Source organism: Pseudescherichia vulneris (assembly GCF_902164725.1).
Lineage (GTDB): Bacteria > Pseudomonadota > Gammaproteobacteria > Enterobacterales > Enterobacteriaceae > Pseudescherichia > Pseudescherichia vulneris.
The window spans coordinates 1,534,059-1,553,452 of sequence record NZ_LR607338.1 but is presented as its reverse complement, the minus strand read 5'-3'; the positions used below and the strand labels follow the sequence as shown (position 1 = coordinate 1,553,452).

Below are 19,394 nucleotides of genomic sequence, written 5' to 3'. Positions count from 1 at the left end.
GCTGGTGCTCTGACTACCCGTGGCAGCGCCCGTGGCAGCCGTGCGGAAACCTGGGGTGTGGGTGTGAAATATGACGCCAACAACATCTACCTGGCGACCACCTACGCTGAAACCCGCAACACTACCCGTGAAGCGGACGGCACCTTTGCTAACAAAACGCAGAACTTCGAAGCCATCGCTCAGTACCAGTTCGACTTCGGTCTGCGTCCGTCCCTGGCCTACGTTCAGTCTCGCGGTAAAGACCTGGCAGCCACCTCTGACGGCGCATTCGGCGGCGGCAGCGAAGACCTGCAGAAGTTTGTTGAAATCGGTGCAACTTACTACTTCAACAAAAACTTCAACATCTGGGTTGACTACCAGCTGAACCTGATCGACGACAGCGACTACAGCCGCAACGTTGGCATCGTCAACGGCAAAGACGACCAGGTTGCTGTAGCGGTAACTTACCAGTTCTAATTGCACGACCTCCTCGTTATATGCTGATCAAAACAGGGCTACGGCCCTGTTTTTTTATGCCTTCAAAGCTGGTCAACGCTGCTTGCTGTCACACTCTGTTTCTTTTTGTCGCAAACGGTTGGCAATTGATAAATCTCCCGTTACCCTGATACGCAACGCCCTTCTGTCATCAAAATGGAACCTCGTCATGTTTGAGAATATTACTGCAGCCCCTGCTGACCCTATTCTGGGGTTAGCCGATCTGTTTCGTGCCGACCAACGTCCGACAAAAATTAACCTTGGCATCGGCGTCTATAAAGATGAAACCGGTAAAACGCCGGTGCTGACCAGCGTGAAGAAAGCCGAGCAGTATCTGCTGGAGAACGAGACGACGAAGAACTATCTCGGCATCGACGGGATCCCGGAATTTGGCCGCTGCACCCAGGAGCTGCTGTTTGGCAAAGGCAGCACGGTCATTAACGACCAGCGCGCCCGTACGGCGCAGACGCCGGGCGGCACCGGCGCGCTGCGCGTGGCGGCAGACTTCCTGGCGAAAAACACCGACGTTAAGCGCATCTGGGTGAGCAACCCAAGCTGGCCGAACCATAAAGGCGTGTTTAACGCCGCCGGGCTGGAGGTGCGCGAATATGCTTACTATGACGCGGCGAACCATACGCTGGACTTTGACAACCTGTTAGCGAGCCTCAACGAAGCCCAGGCGGGTGACGTAGTACTGTTCCACGGCTGCTGCCATAACCCAACCGGCATCGATCCGACGCTGGATCAGTGGCAGACCCTGGCGCAGCTCTCCGTTGAGAAAGGCTGGCTGCCGCTGTTTGACTTCGCCTATCAGGGCTTTGCCCGTGGTCTGGAGGAGGATGCGGAGGGGCTGCGCGCCTTTGCCGCGCTGCATAAGGAGCTGATCGTTGCCAGCTCCTACTCGAAAAACTTTGGTCTGTATAACGAGCGCGTCGGGGCCTGCACCCTGGTGACCGCCGATACGGACACAGCCGATCGCGCCTTCAGCCAGCTGAAGTCCGTGATCCGGGCCAACTACTCCAACCCGCCGGCACACGGTGCCTCTGTGGTCGCCACCATTCTCAGCAATGACGCCCTGCGCGCTATCTGGGAGCAGGAGCTGACCGATATGCGCCAGCGCATTCAGCGCATGCGTCTGCTGTTTGTTAATACGCTGCAGGAGAAAGGGGCTAACCGTGACTTCAGCTTTATCATTAAGCAGAACGGCATGTTCTCGTTCAGCGGCCTGACTAAAGAGCAGGTTCAGCGCCTGCGCGAAGAGTTTGGCGTCTATGCGGTGGCATCCGGTCGCGTAAACGTTGCGGGCATGACCCCGGACAATATGGCTCCGCTGTGTGAAGCCATCGTCGCCGTGCTGTAAGCGCAGCGCAAAAAAAGGGTCGCCGAAGCGACCCTTTTTTATGGGACGAACTACCAGATCGGCTGCTCATCCTGCAAAAACGGGTTGTGCAGGCGCTCTTCACCCAGGGTCGACATCGGCCCGTGACCGGGAATAAAGGTCACGTCGTCGCCCAGCGGCAGCAGCTTGCGCTTGATGGAGTCGATCAGCTGACCGTGGTCGCCGCGCGGAAAATCGCTGCGCCCTACCCCACCCTTGAAGATCACATCCCCTGAGACCAGCAGGCGCGACTGCGCGTCAAAGAAGACAATGTGTCCCGGCGTATGGCCCGGACAGTGCAGCACCGCCAGGGTGATATTGCCGACGGTCACGCTCTCGCCTTCGTCCAGCCAGCGGTCGGGCGTCAGAGGCTGACACTCCTCCAGGCCAAACATACGGCTTTGGGCAGGAAGCCCCGTCAGCCAAAACTCATCCTCTTTTTCCGGGCCGATGATAGGCACACCGTAGTGTTGCGCCAGTTCGGCGGCGGCCCCCACGTGATCGAGATGACCGTGGGTGAGCAAAATCTGCGTCAGCGTAACGTCAGAGGCGGCAACCACCTCTTTGATACGCTCGGCATCACCACCGGGATCCACCAGCGCGGCCTGACGCGTCTCCTCACACCAGATCAGAGAACAGTTCTGGGAAAACGCGGTAACCGGAATAAGACGATAGTTCATACTGCTCCTTTTCATTAAGCCCTGTTACCAGTGCCGAACCGGCCCGGTATCAATATGTACAAAGTTGCTGCGCGGGTAATATCCTACACCACCTGCGCCCATAGATAACGCAGCTTTGCGAACATTGCTTAATGCAAGGCCTTCAATATGGAAATCCATTGCCTGGCCTTTGGTGTGGTAGCTGTGCTTCGCGACGCCGCTGCTATGGGCGCGAAGCTCATTATTGGTATCGACAGAGCGATAGCCCGAGATAAGCTGAACCGGTTTACGCGTGCCGAGCAGGCCCTGCAGGCGGTAGATCTGGTCGAAAAGCTTAGGGTCGATGGACGTCACTTTATTGGCGCGAAAATCGCGGAAAAAGTGGTTAAGTTTAGCTAATTCATCCTGAATATAGCCCTTGCCGTCAAAAAACTCGGCTTTGATTGACTCTCCGGTATGTAAATTACTGAGGGTCAGGATCCGTGGGCGTGGCGTAGAGAGGGTTGCGAACGCAGGCGTTGGCAGGATGGCTGCACCGAGTGCAACGCCACCTAACGCCAGCAGTTTGCGGCGATTAGCGTCAAATTTATCCATGATAATCAGGTCTACAGGTAAAAAGGTTGCTTAATTAATGCACTTCTGGCGCGTGAAAAGGCACATTACCGGGCAAAATTTCTTACGTCAAGGAAGGTCAAACGTGGTAAAGACGGACCGCGTAGCCTGGACGGTCCGTTTTTACCAGTGATTTAGTGAATGGATTAATCTGAACTACTTCATTTATCTGATTAATTGTTCCGCCTTCGGCAGGACGTCAGCCCCAGAACGGGCAGTGAGATCGTAATTGTAAATATCTGTACGATACTGGGTGCGCCCGTCGCTGCCGACGAAGGCGGTCAGGTAGTAGAGGTTCACCGGAATATTCTGGCGAATATTCACGTAGCGCGTGTTTCCTTCCTGCAGCGCGTCAGAGATGCGCGTATCGTTCCAGCCCGCGTCCTGCAACAGCATGCTGGCCAGCTCGGAGGATTTATTCACGCGAACGCAGCCGGAGCTGAGCGCACGCTCGTTCTTCTGGAACAGCGTATGGTTCGGCGTGTCGTGCAGGTAGATAGCATCCGAACTGGGCATATTGAACTTGTAGCGGCCCAAAGAGTTATGCGCCCCCGGTGCCTGCTGGAAGCGGAATGGCAGATTGGACGGGGTGATGGTGCCCCAGTCGACCCGCCACGGATCGATCGTCTCTTTGCTGTTCCAGCCGCGCAGCACAACGTAGTTATGCCGCTCCAGATAGCCCGGATCGTTCCATACCTTCGGCAGAATGTCCTTGCGCGCCAGGGTGGGCGGAACGTTCCACGGCGGATTGACTACCACGTTATTGAGCGCGCTGCTCATCATCGGCGTTTTACGATCGGGACGGCCGACGATCACCCGGGAGGCCAGCACCTCATTGCCCTGCTGGTAATAGACCAGCGAGTAGGCCGGAATGTTAACCATAATGCCGGTGGAGAGGGTGCCGGGCAGCAGGCGCAGGCGCTGGATGTTTAATGCCAGCACGCCTGCACGCTGGGCGGGAGTCACGTTAAGCCAGTCGCGAGTGGACTTACCGATAGAGCCATCGCTTCCCAGTCCCTGCCAGGTCTGGAAGCGTTTTACCGCTGCTACCAGCTCGGGATCGTAGGTACCGCCGCGGGCAGACTTCGCCTTTTTAGGTTTATCCCCCGGCAGAACGATGTTCTCGGCGCTATCCAGCATCCCCGTGCGGGAGAGGATCTCGCGCAGGGCGGGAATATCGTTGCTCCACTGTCCCGGACGCAGCGTGGCGGTACTCTTCAGCGTCGGCCACGGTTGGGTATCACTCACGAGCTTCAGCAGCGACTTATGCATCAGGGAGTACTGGTCATGCTGCGGCGCAAGGCTGGCAACAAAGTGCGTTAGCTGGCCGTTATCCAGCGCCATCTGCCACTGGTTAATCACCGTCAGCGGCGGGGTTGCCAGCTGATACGGTTTGGCGCTGTAGAGCCAGCTGTTGCCCTTAACGGGAATACCAGCGATAAAGTGCAGGTAGCCCAGCATGGCGTCAGAAAGCACCACGTCCCGGGCCTGACCGGTCACGGCAGGATCGGTCAGCAGCTCTACCCATTTCGTAAACTGGGGCTGGAAACCGGCGATGGCCACCTCAGCCAGCTGTTGCTGAAACGCTTTAACCGCCTCGCGATCGTCCCACATGGCCTTCTGCTCGCGGGCAGCATACAGCGCAACGAGCTGGTTCATGTAGACCGGGGTATAGCCTGCCGGCAGCTGAGTCTGGATTTCAGCGCGCGTTTTGGCCATCAGGCCAGCATCGGCCAGCGCCTCGACGCCTGCCAGCACGGCGGTAGCATGGGACTGCACCAGCGGTTCAGCCAGCGCCGTAGGCTGCACGCCCATGCTGGCAGAGCTGTCGGTTGGAATAACTTCTGGCTCATCGGCCATAGCGTTAAACAGCGGAGCAAACGTAAGGGCCACGCACAAACTCAATGCGGACGCCCGACTCTCTTTTTTCTTCAGCAACATCCCTTGCCCCCTGTTTAAAAACGAATCGATTAATCCGTCTGATTGTATGAGTATATAAAGACAAAAATACATTTGCCCGGCAAAATGTAAAGAAGATTAAAGATTGATCTGATGCTGCTTTGGCCAGCGGGCAATAAAAAAGGGCGGCTATGCTGCCGCCCTTTTACTCGGTTACCCGTTAGGTTGCGCTGGCATCCACCGTGCCGGGCAGCGGCTCAGGCAGCTGTGGGGCAAAGCCGCGCAGGCCCACCACGTGCACGTGCTCTTGATTGTTGAACACCTTACGCACCAGCTTATAGGTCGTACCTTTCTCAGGACTGATGTTTTCAGGCGCAGCGATAATCAGCTGCATCTCCAGCCGCTCGCACAGCTCAAACAGCGTGGCGATAGAGCGGGCATCAAGACGGGCAGCCTCATCGAGGAACAGCAGACGGCATGGGGAGATATCTTTCCCGCGCAGGCGACGGGCTTCGTCTTCCCAGCTCTGCACCACCATCACCAGAATCGACATCCCGGTACCGATCGCTTCCCCGGTAGAGAGCGCGCCGGACTCGGCACGCAGCCAGCCGTCAGAGCCACGGTTAACCTCGACCTCCATCTCCAGATAGTTACGGTAGTCGAGCAGCTCTTCACCGATGGTCTGCGGCGTACGCTGGCCCATATCTATCTGCGGGTTCAGGCGCTGATAGAGTTTCGCCAGCGCTTCCGAGAAGGTCAGACGGTTGCTGTTGAAGAGATCCTGATGCTGTTCGTGCTGCTCAGAGAGCACGTCCAGCAGCGTGGCGTGGGTCTCCCGCACGTTCACGTTCAGACGCACGCTGTTCACCTGACCAAAGGAGACGCTCTGCAGCCCCTGGTTGAGCTGGCGGATACGGTTCTGCTCGCGCTGGATGGTTTTGCGAATGATGTTCGCCGCGCTGCGTGAGCTGATGGCCAGCTTCTGCTCACGGGAGGTCAGCTCTTCCGTCAGACGGCCCAGCTCGATCTCCATCTGCTCAATCGCTTCAACCGGATCGTCGGTGCGAATGATATCCTGACGGATACGCTCGCGCAGATGCTGGTAGACCGCGACGAAGAACTGGATCTTACGCTCAGGGCGCTTCGGATCTTCCGACATGCGCAGCACGTCGCGCAGGTGTTCGTTATCCGCCACCGCCAGACGCAGCGCGCCCAGCGCCTTATCCGACATTGAGCGCAGCTCGTCGGCAGAGAGATAGGCCAGCTCGCGACGGTGCAGGCGGCGCTCAACGCCGTTATCTTTCACCATCCGCATCACCGCACACCAGCCCGCTTTGGCCGTTGCCACCTGCTCGCGTTTCTCGTAGTAGTCACGTTCAAGACGCTTAAGTTTGCGGGTCAGGTTATCCATCTCCGCTTCGCAGAAGGTCAGGGCTTTCTCCAGCTGGTTGCGACGTGCGCGGTTGCCGGAGAGCTGGGCATAGAGCTCATCACGACGAATGCGGGCCCGCTCTTCTGAGCCGCTGTCTGCCCGAACGCCAATCTCCTGCAGCTCTTTATGCAGATCGTTCAGCAGCTCTTTTTTGGTGTCGTAGGAGCTTTTCAGCGATGCCTGCACCTGGCCGTACTGGCTGAGCTGGGCGGCGTGGCTGCGCATCGCTTCACGGGCACGGGCGCGCTCGCTCTCCGCCTGCTCCAGACGCTGGCGCAGCTTCTCGTTAAGATCGCTGTTGCCGGTGAGCATCGCAGCGGAATCGCTGTAGCTGAAGTGGGCGCGGCGCTGCACGACCTCGGTGAGGGCAAACGCCTGCTGGCGCGCTTCACGCTGCACCTGCTGCGAGTAGGCGTAGTCCTCTTTCAGCTGTTCAAACTGCTCCGGGTCGCTCTGCAGTACCGAGACCACCGGCTCAAGCTTCGCCAGCTGGTTGCCGTACTGTTGGATAAAGCGTGCCGCTTCCTGAGCTTCGTCAAGGCGCTCGCGGATCTCATCCACGCGGTCGGCCAGGGTGTCGTCGCTCAGCAGGTTAACGCGCGGCAGCAGGCGGTTAAGGGCGCTGACGCCCTCCTTGGCCTGCTCGTACTGGGCGCGGCTCTGCTGGTTGTCGCTTTCGTGAGCGCTGATGGCGCGCTCAAGTTCGCCCCGACGACTGGTCAGGGTGCGGATCTCGGCTTCCGGATCGTCCTCAAAGGCGACCGCCAGATGGCTACCGATAAAGCGGCTGCAGGCCTGGTGCAGACGCTGGGTCTTCTGGACGTCAAACGACAGGGTGGCGAAGCGCTCTGCCAGCGTTTCACGCTCGGCGTGCAGGCTCTCAATGCGGCTTTCGCGTGCGGCGCGGCCAAACAGCGGCAGCGACGGGAAGCGAGAGTAGCGCCACTGGCGATCGGCGACCTTGACGATCACGGCTTTTTCCAGCTCGTCGGCAGCAAAGACGCTGTCGTCAAAGGACTGCGGATCCCCTTCGATCAGGTAGAGATCTTCCGGGCAGTCGGTTAATCCTTCCAGCTGTTCGGCGATCAGGGAGAGATCCGGCACCACGATAGCGTGGCGGGATGGGCCATACAGCGCCGAGTAGTAAGGTGCATCGTCGAGGCTGACGTCATCGTAGATTTCAGAGAGCAGCACGCCGCCGAAACGTTCCGCCAGGGCGTTGAGACGGGCATCTTCTGCCCCGCCCGGCTGGCTCAGCCGTTCGATCTCGTCATCTACCGCCTGCTTGCGGGCACCGATCTCATCCCGCTCAACAATGGCTTCACGCTCGCGCTCCAGCAGCTGCTGCAGGTACTCGGTGACGTCCTGGCTCGACTCAAACTCCTGCCCGCTCTGCTCACAGAGCTGGTTCAGGCTATTCTGCGCGGCCAGCCAGACCGGGGCACGCTTCAGCAGGCGTTGAATACGCGCCTGCAGCTGCTCCAGCTCCTGACGCAGGGCCATGCGCTGCTCACCAGCGTTGGCAACGGTCTCAGAGAGGGCGGCAATCTGCGCCTCCAGCTGCTGGTGCAGGGCTTCGAGCTCATCGGCCTCGACGCGCTTGTTGTGACGCTTGCAGAACTCGGCCAGCAGACGCTCGGCATCCTGCTGCTCGCGCAGGCGCTGCTCCAGCTCGTTCAGACGCATCCGCAGCGGCTGCACCTGGTCCGCCAGGTGGCGCTGGTTAACGGCGTCGCGCAGCAGCTCCCGGGCGACGCTCCAGGCTTCATCCCGCGACAGCGGGCCGTTAATGGCCGCCACCAGCTGGTACGCCTGCTCAAACTGGCTGTGCGCGGTCTGGGCCACGCTCATCTTCTGCTCCAGCGAGAGCAGCTTCTCGGTCGCTTCCTGCTCTTTGGCCTGGAAGGTCTCCTGCCACTGCTGGGCGCTCTCCGGGGTCAGATCCGGAATGTGGCACAGGGCCTGGGCGCGCTCCAGCGCGGCCAGCGCCTGGTTATACTGAATAGCGCGGGTCTGCTGAACGTCGAGCGCCTGCTGATAGTTGGCAAGCTGGCTCTTCAGCTCGTCCACCTCCAGCTCGGCGGCTTCCGCCCGGGCCTCGTTCTCTTCATGGCGGTCGGCGGCTTCTGCCACCACCTCGTTCTGCTCCTCCAGACGGATTTGCAGCTCGTCGAGATCCGCTTCGTAGCGCTCAATTTTTTCCTGCTGGCGCAGCGCGGTTTGCACCAGGTTCAGATGATCGCTGGCGGCCTGGTGATCCGCTTCGAGATCGCCTTCGGCACCGGTATGCTCATGCAGCTCCCGCGCCATCTCAACGTGCTTATACTGCTCGGCGGCCAGCTGCGCCCGGGAGGTAAAGAGATCCCGACGGAAGGCCAGGGCCTGATCGAGATGCACCCGGCGCTCGTTGGCGTGGCGCATATAATCCGAGGCCACGTAGTTGGTGGCTTCGCTGATCAGGTGCTTAAAGAGATCCCTGTCCGACTGGGTGACGCGGATCGCCTCAAGGGTCATGCGGTTCTCCCGCAGCGCGGCTTCCATATCCTGGAATGCCTTCCGCACCCCGCCGTTTTCCGGCAGCAGGTAGTCGCGCAGCGAGCGGGTAATGGCGCTGGAGATCCCGCCGTAGAGCGAGGCCTCAATCAGGCGGTAGAACTTGCTGCGATCCGAGGCGGAGCGCAGGCGACGCGCCACGATGCCCAGATCGAACATCAGGGCGTGGTAATCGATTATCGAGTTGAACTGCTTGAACTGAACGCCTTCGATCTCATCCAGCTTCTCTTTCAGCTCGTTCAGGGTCAGCACCCGCGCCTGACGCTCGTTGAGCGTCTCGGTAAGCAGCTGGGTCGGCTGAATGCTGGTCGGCAGGCCCTGAATCGCAAAGGGTTTAATATCGACTTTGCGATCGCGGCCGGCAACCTGCTGCAGGCGCACACCCACCACCACGCGCTGGTTGCGCGAGTTGATCACGTCCAGCACCGAGTAACAGACGCCCGCCTTCAGCTTGCCGTGCAGGCCCTTATCACGCGAGCCGCTGGTGGCCCCCGCTTCGGTGGTGTTACGGAAGTGCAGCAGGGTTAAATCCGGGATCAGCGCCGTGACAAAGGCCGCCATGGTGGTGGATTTACCCGCCCCGTTACCGCCTGACAGCGTTGTTACCAGCTCGTCAAGGTCAAAGGTACGGGCAAAAAAGCCGTTCCAGTTTATCAGCGTTAGCGAGCGAAATTTACCGCGATCGATCATGACTCTTCCTCCGCACTGTCCGGCTGATTCTCGTCTTGCTCATCATTGAGCTGCAGGTTGTTCTCTATCGGCATGGCCTCGCCGTCGCGGATCATGCGCAGCTGCGCTTCACGCAGATCGTCTCCGCCGCGCACGTCAGCGCCGAAGCGGAACACCGACTCGGTGATGCGAAACTTGCTGCTGTCGTTGCCCATAAACCAGACCATGCCCAGGCGGCGCAGACGGTTCAGGGAGGAGCGCACCTTCTCCTGCAGCTTCTGGCGATCGACGTCAGAGCCGGTGGAGCGGTTGTTGACCAGCTTCAGCAGCTTGCTCTCGTCCGCCAGAGACAGCAGCTCGTCGTAGAGCTCCTGCTGGGTAAAGATGCCTTCGTTGGCCAGGCGCTCCGGGCTGAGATAGAGGTAGCAGAGGATCTTGCCGACCATCATATCCAGTTCTGAGAGCACCGAGCGCGGGATCAGCGTCGTGGAGCGCGGGCGCAGGTAGAAAAACCCTTCCGGCGCGCGGATCAGCTCCACGTTATAGCGAGCGTAAAACTCTTCCAGATACTCCTGGAAGTCCATCAAAAATGCGTGAATATCCAGCTCATCAAGACCAATGTGGCGACCGGCACGCAGCTGACTGTCCAGCGCCGGGAACAACGGGTTAGCCAACGCCTGCGCCAGCTTGACTGGCATCACTTGTTCAATATTTGTCAATGACATGCGCCTGTACCCTGGCTCCGTAATCATTAATTGGCTGCCATTTTGCTGGCAGCCCGGTGAAATCGCCCTGCGCTACGCCGAGGCGTACCGCCTGATCAACCACAATTCGCGCAACGTCAAAGTGACGCGCCCGCGGATATTGCGCCAGATATTCGCGCACGACCAGACCAAGATCCAGTGGCACTTCTCTGGTTTTATAGACCGCCAGCTGCGCTTCAATCATGGCCGCAAGCTGCTCGCGAATTTCGTTAAACTCTTCAAATTCGAGATCCGGCGGCAGTTCGCCGGTGACCTCTTCATCGCGCAGCGTCATCTCTTCGTCGCGCATATCCAGCAGACGATCGGCGCTGGCGTAGGTCAGGGCCCATGGCGCATCGAAGTAAGACTGCACCGACTGGCGCAGACGCTGGGCAAAGACGCGGTTTTTATCCATATCGATGGCGGTACGGATAAACTTATGCACGTGCCGGTCGTAGCCGATCCACAGATCGATAGCCTGCTGGCCCCAGCTGATGATGCGGTCCAGCTTGCTTTGCAGATCGAATACCAGCCGGTCAACGAACTCGAGATCGTTATGGGCGAGGGTCGCATCCTGGATGCGCAGCAGGTTGGCCTGCAGCTTATCCCCTGCCGCCTCCAGCGTATCCTGTAGCTCGCGCAGGGTGCCGGAGGTCTCTGACAGCAGAAGCTCACAGCTGGAGATCGCCGCCCGCCAGTCTTTGTTTAGCAGCTGGGCGATGTCATCTTTCACCAGCTGCTGCTGCTCGTCCATGATCCGCTGGGTCAAATCGATGCTGTCGAAAATCTCCGCAACGGAGTACTTGAGCGGGGCATAGACGTGACGATGCCAGTGAAACTCGTCCCCGCCTTCCGCCGCCGCGTCGGCAGCGCGTTTCAGCTCGCCGGCGACAATAGAGAGCTGCATCGAGAGGCGCAGCGTGGAGAACTCGCGCTGGCGGATGTAGTAGTCCGTGATGCCGATCCCGAGAGGCGTCAAACGGTAGATGGCGTTTCCCTCAGCCTGCTCGCTGGTAAAGCGGTTCAGCAGGCGCTGGCGCACCATATCGTTGATGGCGTTATTGGCGCGCACGCCGATGGTTTCGCTGGTCTGCTCAAACGCCTCGCTGACGTGACGAAACGCGTCGATCAGCTCCCCTTCGCTCATCTCGCCGTCGAGCCGCTCGCCGTTAAGCGTGGCGACAGCCAGCAAAAAGGAGAGTCTGTCCACCGGCAGCGCGATCGAGAAATCATTTTTTCTGGCCCAGGCAACCAGTTCGGGGACTGTCTGGGAAAATTCACTCATCGTTAATCCTTGTATCTACCTGCGGCTTCTGCGCGGTAACGTGTATATAGCGGCCCAGGCTCAGGTAAGGCTCCTGGCGGCAGTAACGCGTCTCCAGCTCCACTAATGCAGCAAAACAGTCATGCTGTTTTTGCTTATCGCGCAGATAATCGTGAAAAACTCTGATACCGGTTTTACCGGTGATCTGCCAGCCCATCTCTTCGAGCCAGCCGTAAACCTGCTGCGGATCGCGCGGAAAGTCCGGTGAAAGCGTCCGTCGTTTCTTTTTGTACATGCCCTGCTGCACATAGCCAAAATTGCCTACCAGCACGTTCCGCATCAGCAGGCCGTTGGCATTGTAAAACATCAGCGACAGCGCGCCGCCGTGACGCAGCGCCGACCAGAGGGTTTGCAGAACGGCAACCGGCTCGGCGACCCACTCCAGCACGGCATGGAACAATATCAGATCGACCGGCGATTCCAAATGCTGGGCAATGTCCTGAGCGGCACAGTGGATAAAATGCATGTTGTCGATCACACCTTCCGCCTCTGCCGCCGCGCTGGCTCGGGCGACCATCTCACCCGACAGATCGCACAGGGTGACATGATGGCCGAGCTTCGCCAGCCGGATGGCCGTCTGCCCCTCTCCGCCGCCGGCATCGAGGATACGCAGCGGCCGTGGACCCAAGGTCGCCAGCAGCGCGTCAAGATCCTGCCACAGGATCGCCTGGCGTAGCTGCCCTTTCGTTGTGCCATAAATATTGCGGGAAAACTTCTCCGCGATGTCATCGAAATTGCGATCCTGCATCTACTACTCCGCGATCCTGGCAAAACCGCTATTTTGTCACAGCCACGTTAAGAAGGAACCTATCTGGTGTAAGATCCACAGAATAACCTGCTGTATGGTCAAAAAGGAAACGGAAGCCATGCTTTTTACGCTGAAGAAATACATTGGTGGGATGCTGTTGCCCCTGCCGCTGCTGCTTTTGCTGATGGGGATTGGCCTGGCGCTGGTCTGGTTTACCCGCTATCAGAAGTCAGGTAAGGCACTGATGAGCGCTGGCTGGCTGGCACTGGTGCTGATCAGCCTGCAACCGGTGGCGGACGGTATGCTCAGGCCGATAGAGCAGACCTACCCTACCTGGCGCGGCACCCAGCAGGTGAAATACATTGTGGTGCTCGGCGGGGGCTACACCTGGAACGATACGTGGGCACCCAGCTCGAACCTTATCAACAACAGCCTGCCGCGTTTGACAGAGGCGGTACGTCTGTGGCGGCTTAATCCAGGCGCTAAAATGATCTTCACCGGGGCGGCGGCGGTCACCAACCCGGTCAGCACCGCCGAGGCCGGGGCGCGGGTGGCTGAAACGCTGGGCATCCCGCGCAGCGACATAATGACGCTTGATACCGCCAAAGATACGGAAGAGGAAGCGGCCGCGGTGAAGCAGGCTATTGGCGAGACGCCATTTCTGCTGGTGACCTCGGCGTCGCATCTGCCCAGGGCGATGATCTTTTTCCGCCACGCGGGCTTAAATCCGCTGCCCGCTCCGGCTAACCAGCTGGCCATCGACTCGCCGCTTAACCCCTGGGAGCGCATTATCCCCTCCCCGGTGTGGCTGATGCACAGCGACCGGGTCGGGTATGAGACGCTGGGTCGCGTCTGGCAGTGGCTTAAGGGCTCGTCAGGCGATCCACGGCACGAGTGATTTTGAGGCAAGGTCAAAATTGGCGCGGTTGAAATGGCCGGTGTTCACCAGCTGTGCCACCTCGTCCCACAGGGTGTACAGCCAGCGCCGCCAGATAAACGACTCTGACACCGGAGCATGCTGGAGATAGTGCCACAGCAGCCCTTCCGCCAGCGCGCTGTCGGAGAGGCGAAACAGCTCGTACTCCCGCGGTGCCCAGAGCATCACTCCTGGCCCCACCATGGCCACCAGCTGATCGGTGCGGGCATCTTTTAACATGCTGCGCAGATTCAAATTGCCGTGCACCAGCACGCAGTTGTCGTTAAAGCCTTCGAACAGTTTAGGCAGGCACTCCCGGGTGCGGAACAGGATCCGTTTATCCTGCATCGTCAGGCCGGTATTTTTAAACTGGTTGAGGGTGTTCCACAGCACCTCAACCCGCTGGCGATACCACGAGGGCCAGATGTTCTCCTGGGTGCTGTCCACCACGCCCACGCAGCCGTGGCTGTCCTGTCGGTGCCAGGCGAGCAGCGCCTCAACGATCTGATCCTTGAGCTGCTCCCACCGCTCCGGCGTGCGGGCCGGGGCCTCAACCGGTACGCCGCGCAGCCGCTCGATCAGCAGCACGTCCGGGCCGGGGTGCTCGTCATGAGTCATCACGCCGTAGACCACCGGCATGCGGACCGTACCGCTGCGGGCCAGCATCGACATCTTCCACGCCAGCTGCCGCGCCAGACCCGGCGTGGTAAAGCTTCTCGCCAGCAGGGGCATGGGGTGGCCGTGGCTGTCGTACAGTGACCACAGCGCGGTGTCCGCCTTCTCATTAACACACTCCACGCGGCTGAGTTTTTCCCCCAGCAGGTGGCTCAGTTCGGCACGTAGTTGTTCCATTCACGCTACCTCTCAGGAATACCCTTACGCAGACTACACCTATTATAATGGGCGTCCGTCACAGAGATGTCACCCTGATAAGATCAAAACAGCGGTAGAAAGTGTAGAAATTCCCCTCCGGGCGGAGGGGAGAGAGGAATTAGCGGAGTTCAGCGCGCACGCGGGCAAGATCTTCTGCGGTATCCACGCCGGTTCCGGGAATGGCCTGCGCCACATCAACGTGAATTTTTTCCCCGTGCCAGAGCACGCGCAGCTGTTCGAGCATCTCGATCTGCTCCAGCTGGCTTGGCTGCCAGGTGACGTAGCGGCGGATAAACCCGGCCCGGTAGCCGTAGATACCGATATGACGCAGGAAGGTATCACCAATAGCCTCGCGCGACTGGGCGAAACGATCGCGATCCCAGGGAATGGTCGCCCGGGAGAAGTACAGCGCGTAACCCTCGCTGTCCATCACCACTTTAACCGCGTTGGGGTTAAATGCCTCTTCCGCGCTGTGGATTGGCACGGCCAGCGTCGCCATCCCTACCTGGCGCTGGGCCAGATTCTCCGCCACCTGACGAATAATCGCCGGCGGGATCATCGGCTCGTCGCCCTGAACGTTAACGATGACCGTGTCATCGCTAAAGCCGCACTTCTCCACCACCTCTGCCAGCCGCTCGGTGCCCGACTGGTGATCGGCGCGGGTCATGCACACCTCGCCCCCTGCCGCCTCGACGGCCAGCGCCACGTCTGGGTGATCGGTCGCAACGATAATTCGCGCTGCCCCGGACTCGCGCGCCCGCTCCAGCACGTGCACGACCATCGGCTTACCGTTGATATCTACCAGCGGCTTACCCGGCAGGCGGGTTGAAGCATAACGCGCAGGAATGATAACAACGAAACTCATGGACGGCTCTCTTCAGCAGCGAGCGGACGCGCTTCGTTTTCCAGCAGTACCGGAATGCCTTCCCGCACCGGGAAAGCGAGGCTGTCGACTTTACAGATCAGCTCTTGTTTATCCTGGCTGTAGTAGAGCTTACCGTTGCAGACCGGGCAGGCAATGATTTCGAGTAGACGGTGATCCATAGTTCCTCCTGAGGGACCGAAAGTGGTATACCTTAAATGTTATCATATTCCCCTAATCCGCAGCGGCAATTTCCCATTCGCCTTGCCTGTCGCTAAAGAGACCGTCCGGAAGGCGTTTGCAGACCACTTGCCGCGCACCCTGCCAGCGAGCAAAATCCTCAATGGCCGCTGTGAGGCCACTCTCCAGCCTGCGGCCCGGCTTGATGTCCGGCTCCAGATACAGGGCGATAATTTCCAGCACGCCCGTTTTCCGGTGCATCTTGGCGTCCATCCGCCCCACCAGCTGCCCACAGTGCAGCAGCGGCAGGACAAAATAGCCGTACTGGCGTTTCGGTGCCGGGGTGTAGCACTCCAGCCGGTAGGTAAAGTTAAAGAGCTGCTCGGCGCGCTTGCGATCCCAAACCACCGGATCGAAGGGCGAGAGTACCGCGCTGTGGGTGGCGTGCAGCCTGCCCGCCTGGGCCAGCTCAAGCTCCGGCAGCAGGTCGGCGTGCACAAACGCCTCCCCCAGGGTTTCAACCTCTACACGCACCACCTTCTGCTCAGCCTGCCAGCGCGCCATCAGCGTGGGCAGTGCGGGCTGGCGCAGGCGGTAGTAGTCCGCCAGCCAGGCGGGGCGAAAAAGACCTAAGCTGCGGGCGCTCTTCTCCAGCATCCGATCCTCCGCTACTGCCTGAGAGAGAAGATCCCGCTCGTCATCCCAGTGGGGCATGACGCGATGGGTCAGATCGTAGACGCGCTGAAAGTTGCGCCGCTCCACCACCATCACCTTACCGGCGGTAAACAGCCCCTCAAGGTGCCGCTTGTGCGGTTTCCACTCCCACCAGCCGCTGCTGCCTTTGCGGGGATGTTCGAAATCCGCCGAGCGCACCGGGCCATGCTCATGGATATGGGCAATAAGCTGCTCAATTTCAGCCGCGTGCTCATCCATCCAGGCCGCACGGTATTTCCAGCCCATATTTTCCGGAGCCAGCATCCGATGGCGCACCAGGGCAAAATCCTCACGCGGCAGGAAGCAGGCCTCATGCGCCCAGTACTCCATCAGATCGCCCCGGCGCAGCGCCTCATCGAGCCATGACGCCGAGTAGTCGCCGAGACGGCTAAACAGGACCAGGTAGGGACTGCGGGCCACGATATTGATGGTGTCGATTTGCAGGAGCGACATCCGCTGAATGGTTGCCAGAATATCGGCAGGCCTGGCGCGGCGGCGCGGCTTTTTCAGCAGGCCCTGGGCGGCAAGATGGAGATGACGGGCGGCGGTAAGAGAGAGTTGCGGCACAGACATACGGGTTCCTGTGGTTAACAGGGCGCTGTCGGCACTGTGCCGCTAGCGCACCAGAGTGAGCAGATCCTGTAGCAGACGTTCCGGTTTATCGCCCTCCAGACGGGCGTCAACGGGTAGATACCACCAGCTCTCGTCGGCAAAGGCGCGGCACTTGACCGCATCCTTCTCGGTCATTACCAGCGTCTGGCCGGGTTGAATAAACCCGCTGACCTGCGGATAGCTGAGCGCCTGATGATCGGCCAGCGCAACGGTCTTCTCTACCGCTGCGCCGCAGTCGGCCAGGGTTTGGAAGAAACGCGGCGGATGACCAATCCCGGCCATGGCAACCACGGCGGGGAGTTCATCAACCGGGCGGCGCTCGCCGCTCTTCAGGTTCACGGCAAGGCCCGGCTGCAGGCGCATCGGGATCTCATCTGTCCGTGCCTCGCCGCCGTTGGTTATTACCGCATCAACGGAGCGCAGACGGGAGGCCCGCTCGCGCATCGGTCCGGCAGGCAGCCACCAGCCGTTGCCAAATCGGCGTACACCATCGATCACCACAATCTCTTTATCGCGGGCGAGACGGTAGTGCTGCAGGCCGTCGTCGGTCACAATAAGCTGGAGATCGTGCGCAGCCAGCAGGGCTTTCACCGCGTCGCTGCGCACCGGAGAGACCGCCACCGGCGCGCCGGTACGCTGATAGATCAGCACCGGCTCGTCGCCCGCCTGCTCCGTCGTTGTCTGTTGGTCCAGCACCAGCGGATAGCTATCTGCCTTGCCGCCATAGCCGCGAGAGACCACGCCCACCCGTACGCCGCGCTGGCGCAGCTGCTCAACCAGCCAGATCACCACCGGCGTTTTGCCGTTGCCGCCCGCCGTGAGATTGCCCACGACCACTACCGGCACCGGCGCGCGCCAGGCTTTTTTAATGCCCAGCCGGTAGCAGAGACGGATCGCCCCGCTCACCAGACCATAGAGCCAGGAGAGCGGCAGCAGCAGCAGCCACAGCGGTGATTCGCCTGACCAGATGCGGGCTATCATGCGCCAAACTGCATCTTATGCAGCTGGGCGTAAACACCCTGCTGAGCCAGCAGTTCGCCATGGCTACCGCGCTCAACGATACGACCATCTTCGACGACCACGATCTCGTCCGCCTTCTCAATGGTAGAGAGACGGTGGGCGATCACCAGTGAGGTACGGTTTTTCTGCAGTTCGTCCAGCGCGGCCTGGATAGCACGTTCAGACTCGGTATCCAGCGCCGAGGTGGCCTCGTCAAGGATCAGGATCGGGCTGTCGCGCAGCAGGGCACGGGCGATGGCGATACGCTGGCGCTGGCCGCCGGAGAGCAGCACGCCGTTCTCGCCGATAATGGTATCGAGGCCGTTATCCATCTTGCTGATAAAGTCCATGGCATAGGCCATGCGGGCAGCAGTTTCGATCTGCTCCCGGCTGTACTCTTCCGTGCGCGCATAGGCGATGTTATTCGCCACCGTGTCGTTAAACAGGTGCACGTTTTGCGATACCAGCGCCACCTGATTACGCAGCGAGTGCAGCTTGTACTCGCGCAGATCGTGACCGTCCAGCAGGATCTCTCCGCTGTCGGTGTCGTAGAAGCGGGTGATCAGGCTGGCAAGCGTCGATTTACCCGAGCCTGAACGACCCACCAGCGCCACGGTTTTGCCTGCGGCGATGTTCAGGTTGATGTCACGCAGCGCCGGGATTTCACGCCCAGGATAGGTAAAGGTGACGTTGCGGAACTCCACGTTGCCTTCCGCACGCTCAATTTCGCGCTTCCCTTCGTCCTTCTCCTGCTCGCTGTCGAGAATAGCGAACAGTGTCTGACAGGCCGCCATGCCGCGCTGGAACTGGGCGTTAACGTTAGTCAGCGACTTCAGCGGGCGCATCAGGGCAATCATTGAGGAGAAGACCACGGTAATGGTCCCAGCGGTCAGGGTCTCCATCACGCTTGGGAAGCTTGCCGCATAGAGCACAAAGGCCAGCGCCAGGGAGGCGATCAGCTGAATGATCGGATCGGAGATTGAGGAGGCGGAGACCAGTTTCATCCCCTGCAGGCGCATCTTGTTGCTCACCTTGTCAAAGCGCTCGGTCTCGACCTGCTGGCCGCCAAACATCAGCACCTCTTTGTGGCCCTTCAGCATCTGTTCCGCGCTGGTGGTCACCTGCCCCATCGTATTCTGCATGTTTTTGCTGATGTTACGGAAACGCTTCGATACCACGCGAATGGCAATCGAGACGATCGGGGCCAGCACGATCAGAATGACCGATAGCTGCCAGCTGTAGTAGAACATCATGATAAACAGGCCGATGATCGACGCCCCTTCACGCACCACGGTAATCAGCGCGTTGGATGAGGAGGAGGCAACCTGCTCAGAGTCATAGGTGATACGGGAGAGCAGCGTCCCGGTGGATTGTTTGTCGAAGAAGGCGACGGGCATGCCCATCATGTGGCTAAACAGGCGACGGCGCATGCCCATCACCACTTTGCCAGAAACCCATGAGATACAGTAGCTTGAAATATAGCTGGTGATGCCACGCAGGATCATCAGGCCGATGATCACCAGCGGCATCCACAGCAGCACGGAGCGGTCCGTTTTACCAAAACCATCATCGAGCAGCGGTTTCAGAAGCGATAGCATAAAGGTATCGCTGGCTGCGTTGAGGATCAGTGCGACCCCCGCCACGAACAGACCCGCTTTGAAAGGTGCAATCATTGGCCAGAGGCGGCGGAACGTTTGCCACGTAGAGAGATCTTTGTCGTTATGCATTCAAAAAACCAGCACTTGTT

General features: G+C 59.7%; 16 protein-coding genes. 3 read left to right on the top strand and 13 right to left on the bottom strand.

The window, feature by feature from the left end:
* The coding region (locus FN633_RS18475; protein WP_243731479.1) for a porin at nucleotides 1-456 on the top strand (456 nt) is incomplete at its 5' end.
* Between the two features lie 187 nt (nucleotides 457-643).
* Nucleotides 644-1,834 (top strand): amino acid aminotransferase, encoded by a 1,191-nt coding sequence (locus FN633_RS06380; protein ID WP_154057138.1) that lies wholly within the window; start codon nucleotides 644-646, stop codon nucleotides 1,832-1,834.
* A gap of 50 nt (nucleotides 1,835-1,884) precedes the next feature.
* Here the strand turns inward: FN633_RS06380 and FN633_RS06375 are convergent, their stop codons facing one another.
* The 7 genes from FN633_RS06375 to cmoM all read right to left on the bottom strand — a co-directional run bounded on the left by FN633_RS06375 (nucleotide 1,885) and on the right by cmoM (nucleotide 12,491).
* Nucleotides 1,885-2,532, bottom strand: coding sequence for an MBL fold metallo-hydrolase (locus tag FN633_RS06375; protein WP_154057137.1), 648 nt, complete (start codon nucleotides 2,530-2,532; stop codon nucleotides 1,885-1,887).
* Between the two features lie 24 nt (nucleotides 2,533-2,556).
* A complete protein-coding gene (gene mepK, locus FN633_RS06370; RefSeq protein ID WP_154057136.1) occupies nucleotides 2,557-3,105 on the bottom strand; it encodes a peptidoglycan L,D-endopeptidase MepK in 549 nt (182 codons plus the stop codon).
* 183 nt (nucleotides 3,106-3,288) lie between these two features.
* Nucleotides 3,289-5,064: a L,D-transpeptidase gene (gene ldtD, locus FN633_RS06365; protein WP_154057135.1), complete on the bottom strand. Its 1,776-nt coding sequence runs from the start codon at nucleotides 5,062-5,064 to the stop codon at nucleotides 3,289-3,291.
* Nucleotides 5,065-5,242: 178 nt separating this feature from the next.
* Nucleotides 5,243-9,697, bottom strand: a complete 4,455-nt coding sequence (gene mukB, locus FN633_RS06360) for a chromosome partition protein MukB (protein WP_154057134.1) — start codon at nucleotides 9,695-9,697, stop codon at nucleotides 5,243-5,245.
* The gene (mukE, locus tag FN633_RS06355; protein ID WP_154057133.1) at nucleotides 9,694-10,401 is read right to left on the bottom strand and encodes a chromosome partition protein MukE; all 708 of its coding nucleotides are present in this window, start codon (nucleotides 10,399-10,401) and stop codon (nucleotides 9,694-9,696) included. The genes mukB and mukE overlap by 4 nt, the downstream gene beginning before the upstream one ends.
* Nucleotides 10,382-11,704: a chromosome partition protein MukF gene (gene mukF, locus FN633_RS06350; RefSeq protein WP_042392442.1), complete on the bottom strand. Its 1,323-nt coding sequence runs from the start codon at nucleotides 11,702-11,704 to the stop codon at nucleotides 10,382-10,384. Before mukF ends, mukE begins: the two co-directional genes overlap by 20 nt.
* Nucleotides 11,697-12,491 carry a tRNA uridine 5-oxyacetic acid(34) methyltransferase CmoM gene (gene cmoM, locus FN633_RS06345; protein ID WP_154057132.1) on the bottom strand — a complete coding sequence of 265 codons (795 nt, stop codon included), beginning with the start codon at nucleotides 12,489-12,491 and terminating at the stop codon, nucleotides 11,697-11,699. The genes mukF and cmoM overlap by 8 nt, the downstream gene beginning before the upstream one ends.
* A gap of 118 nt (nucleotides 12,492-12,609) precedes the next feature.
* On the opposite strand from cmoM, the gene elyC reads away from it, so the two are divergent.
* Nucleotides 12,610-13,389, top strand: a complete 780-nt coding sequence (elyC, locus tag FN633_RS06340; protein ID WP_042392628.1) for an envelope biogenesis factor ElyC — start codon at nucleotides 12,610-12,612, stop codon at nucleotides 13,387-13,389.
* Here the strand turns inward: elyC and FN633_RS06335 are convergent.
* The 6 genes from FN633_RS06335 to msbA form a co-directional block, all read right to left on the bottom strand.
* Nucleotides 13,366-14,259 (bottom strand): YcbJ family phosphotransferase, encoded by an 894-nt coding sequence (locus FN633_RS06335; protein ID WP_144812956.1) that lies wholly within the window; start codon nucleotides 14,257-14,259, stop codon nucleotides 13,366-13,368. The two genes, elyC and FN633_RS06335, sit on opposite strands and share 24 nt — an antisense overlap.
* A gap of 139 nt (nucleotides 14,260-14,398) precedes the next feature.
* Nucleotides 14,399-15,145, bottom strand: a complete 747-nt coding sequence (kdsB, locus tag FN633_RS06330; RefSeq protein WP_154057131.1) for a 3-deoxy-manno-octulosonate cytidylyltransferase — start codon at nucleotides 15,143-15,145, stop codon at nucleotides 14,399-14,401.
* Nucleotides 15,142-15,324 carry a Trm112 family protein gene (locus tag FN633_RS06325; protein ID WP_042392435.1) on the bottom strand — a complete coding sequence of 61 codons (183 nt, stop codon included), beginning with the start codon at nucleotides 15,322-15,324 and terminating at the stop codon, nucleotides 15,142-15,144. Before FN633_RS06325 ends, kdsB begins: the two co-directional genes overlap by 4 nt.
* Before the next feature lie 52 nt (nucleotides 15,325-15,376).
* On the bottom strand, nucleotides 15,377-16,609 hold the full coding sequence (locus tag FN633_RS06320) for a winged helix-turn-helix domain-containing protein (protein ID WP_154057130.1): 1,233 nt from the start codon (nucleotides 16,607-16,609) through the stop codon (nucleotides 15,377-15,379).
* A gap of 42 nt (nucleotides 16,610-16,651) precedes the next feature.
* A complete protein-coding gene (gene lpxK, locus FN633_RS06315; RefSeq protein ID WP_154057129.1) occupies nucleotides 16,652-17,629 on the bottom strand; it encodes a tetraacyldisaccharide 4'-kinase in 978 nt (325 codons plus the stop codon).
* Nucleotides 17,626-19,374 carry a lipid A ABC transporter ATP-binding protein/permease MsbA gene (gene msbA, locus FN633_RS06310; protein ID WP_154057128.1) on the bottom strand — a complete coding sequence of 583 codons (1,749 nt, stop codon included), beginning with the start codon at nucleotides 19,372-19,374 and terminating at the stop codon, nucleotides 17,626-17,628. Before msbA ends, lpxK begins: the two co-directional genes overlap by 4 nt.
* Between the last annotated feature and the right edge of the window lie 20 nt (nucleotides 19,375-19,394).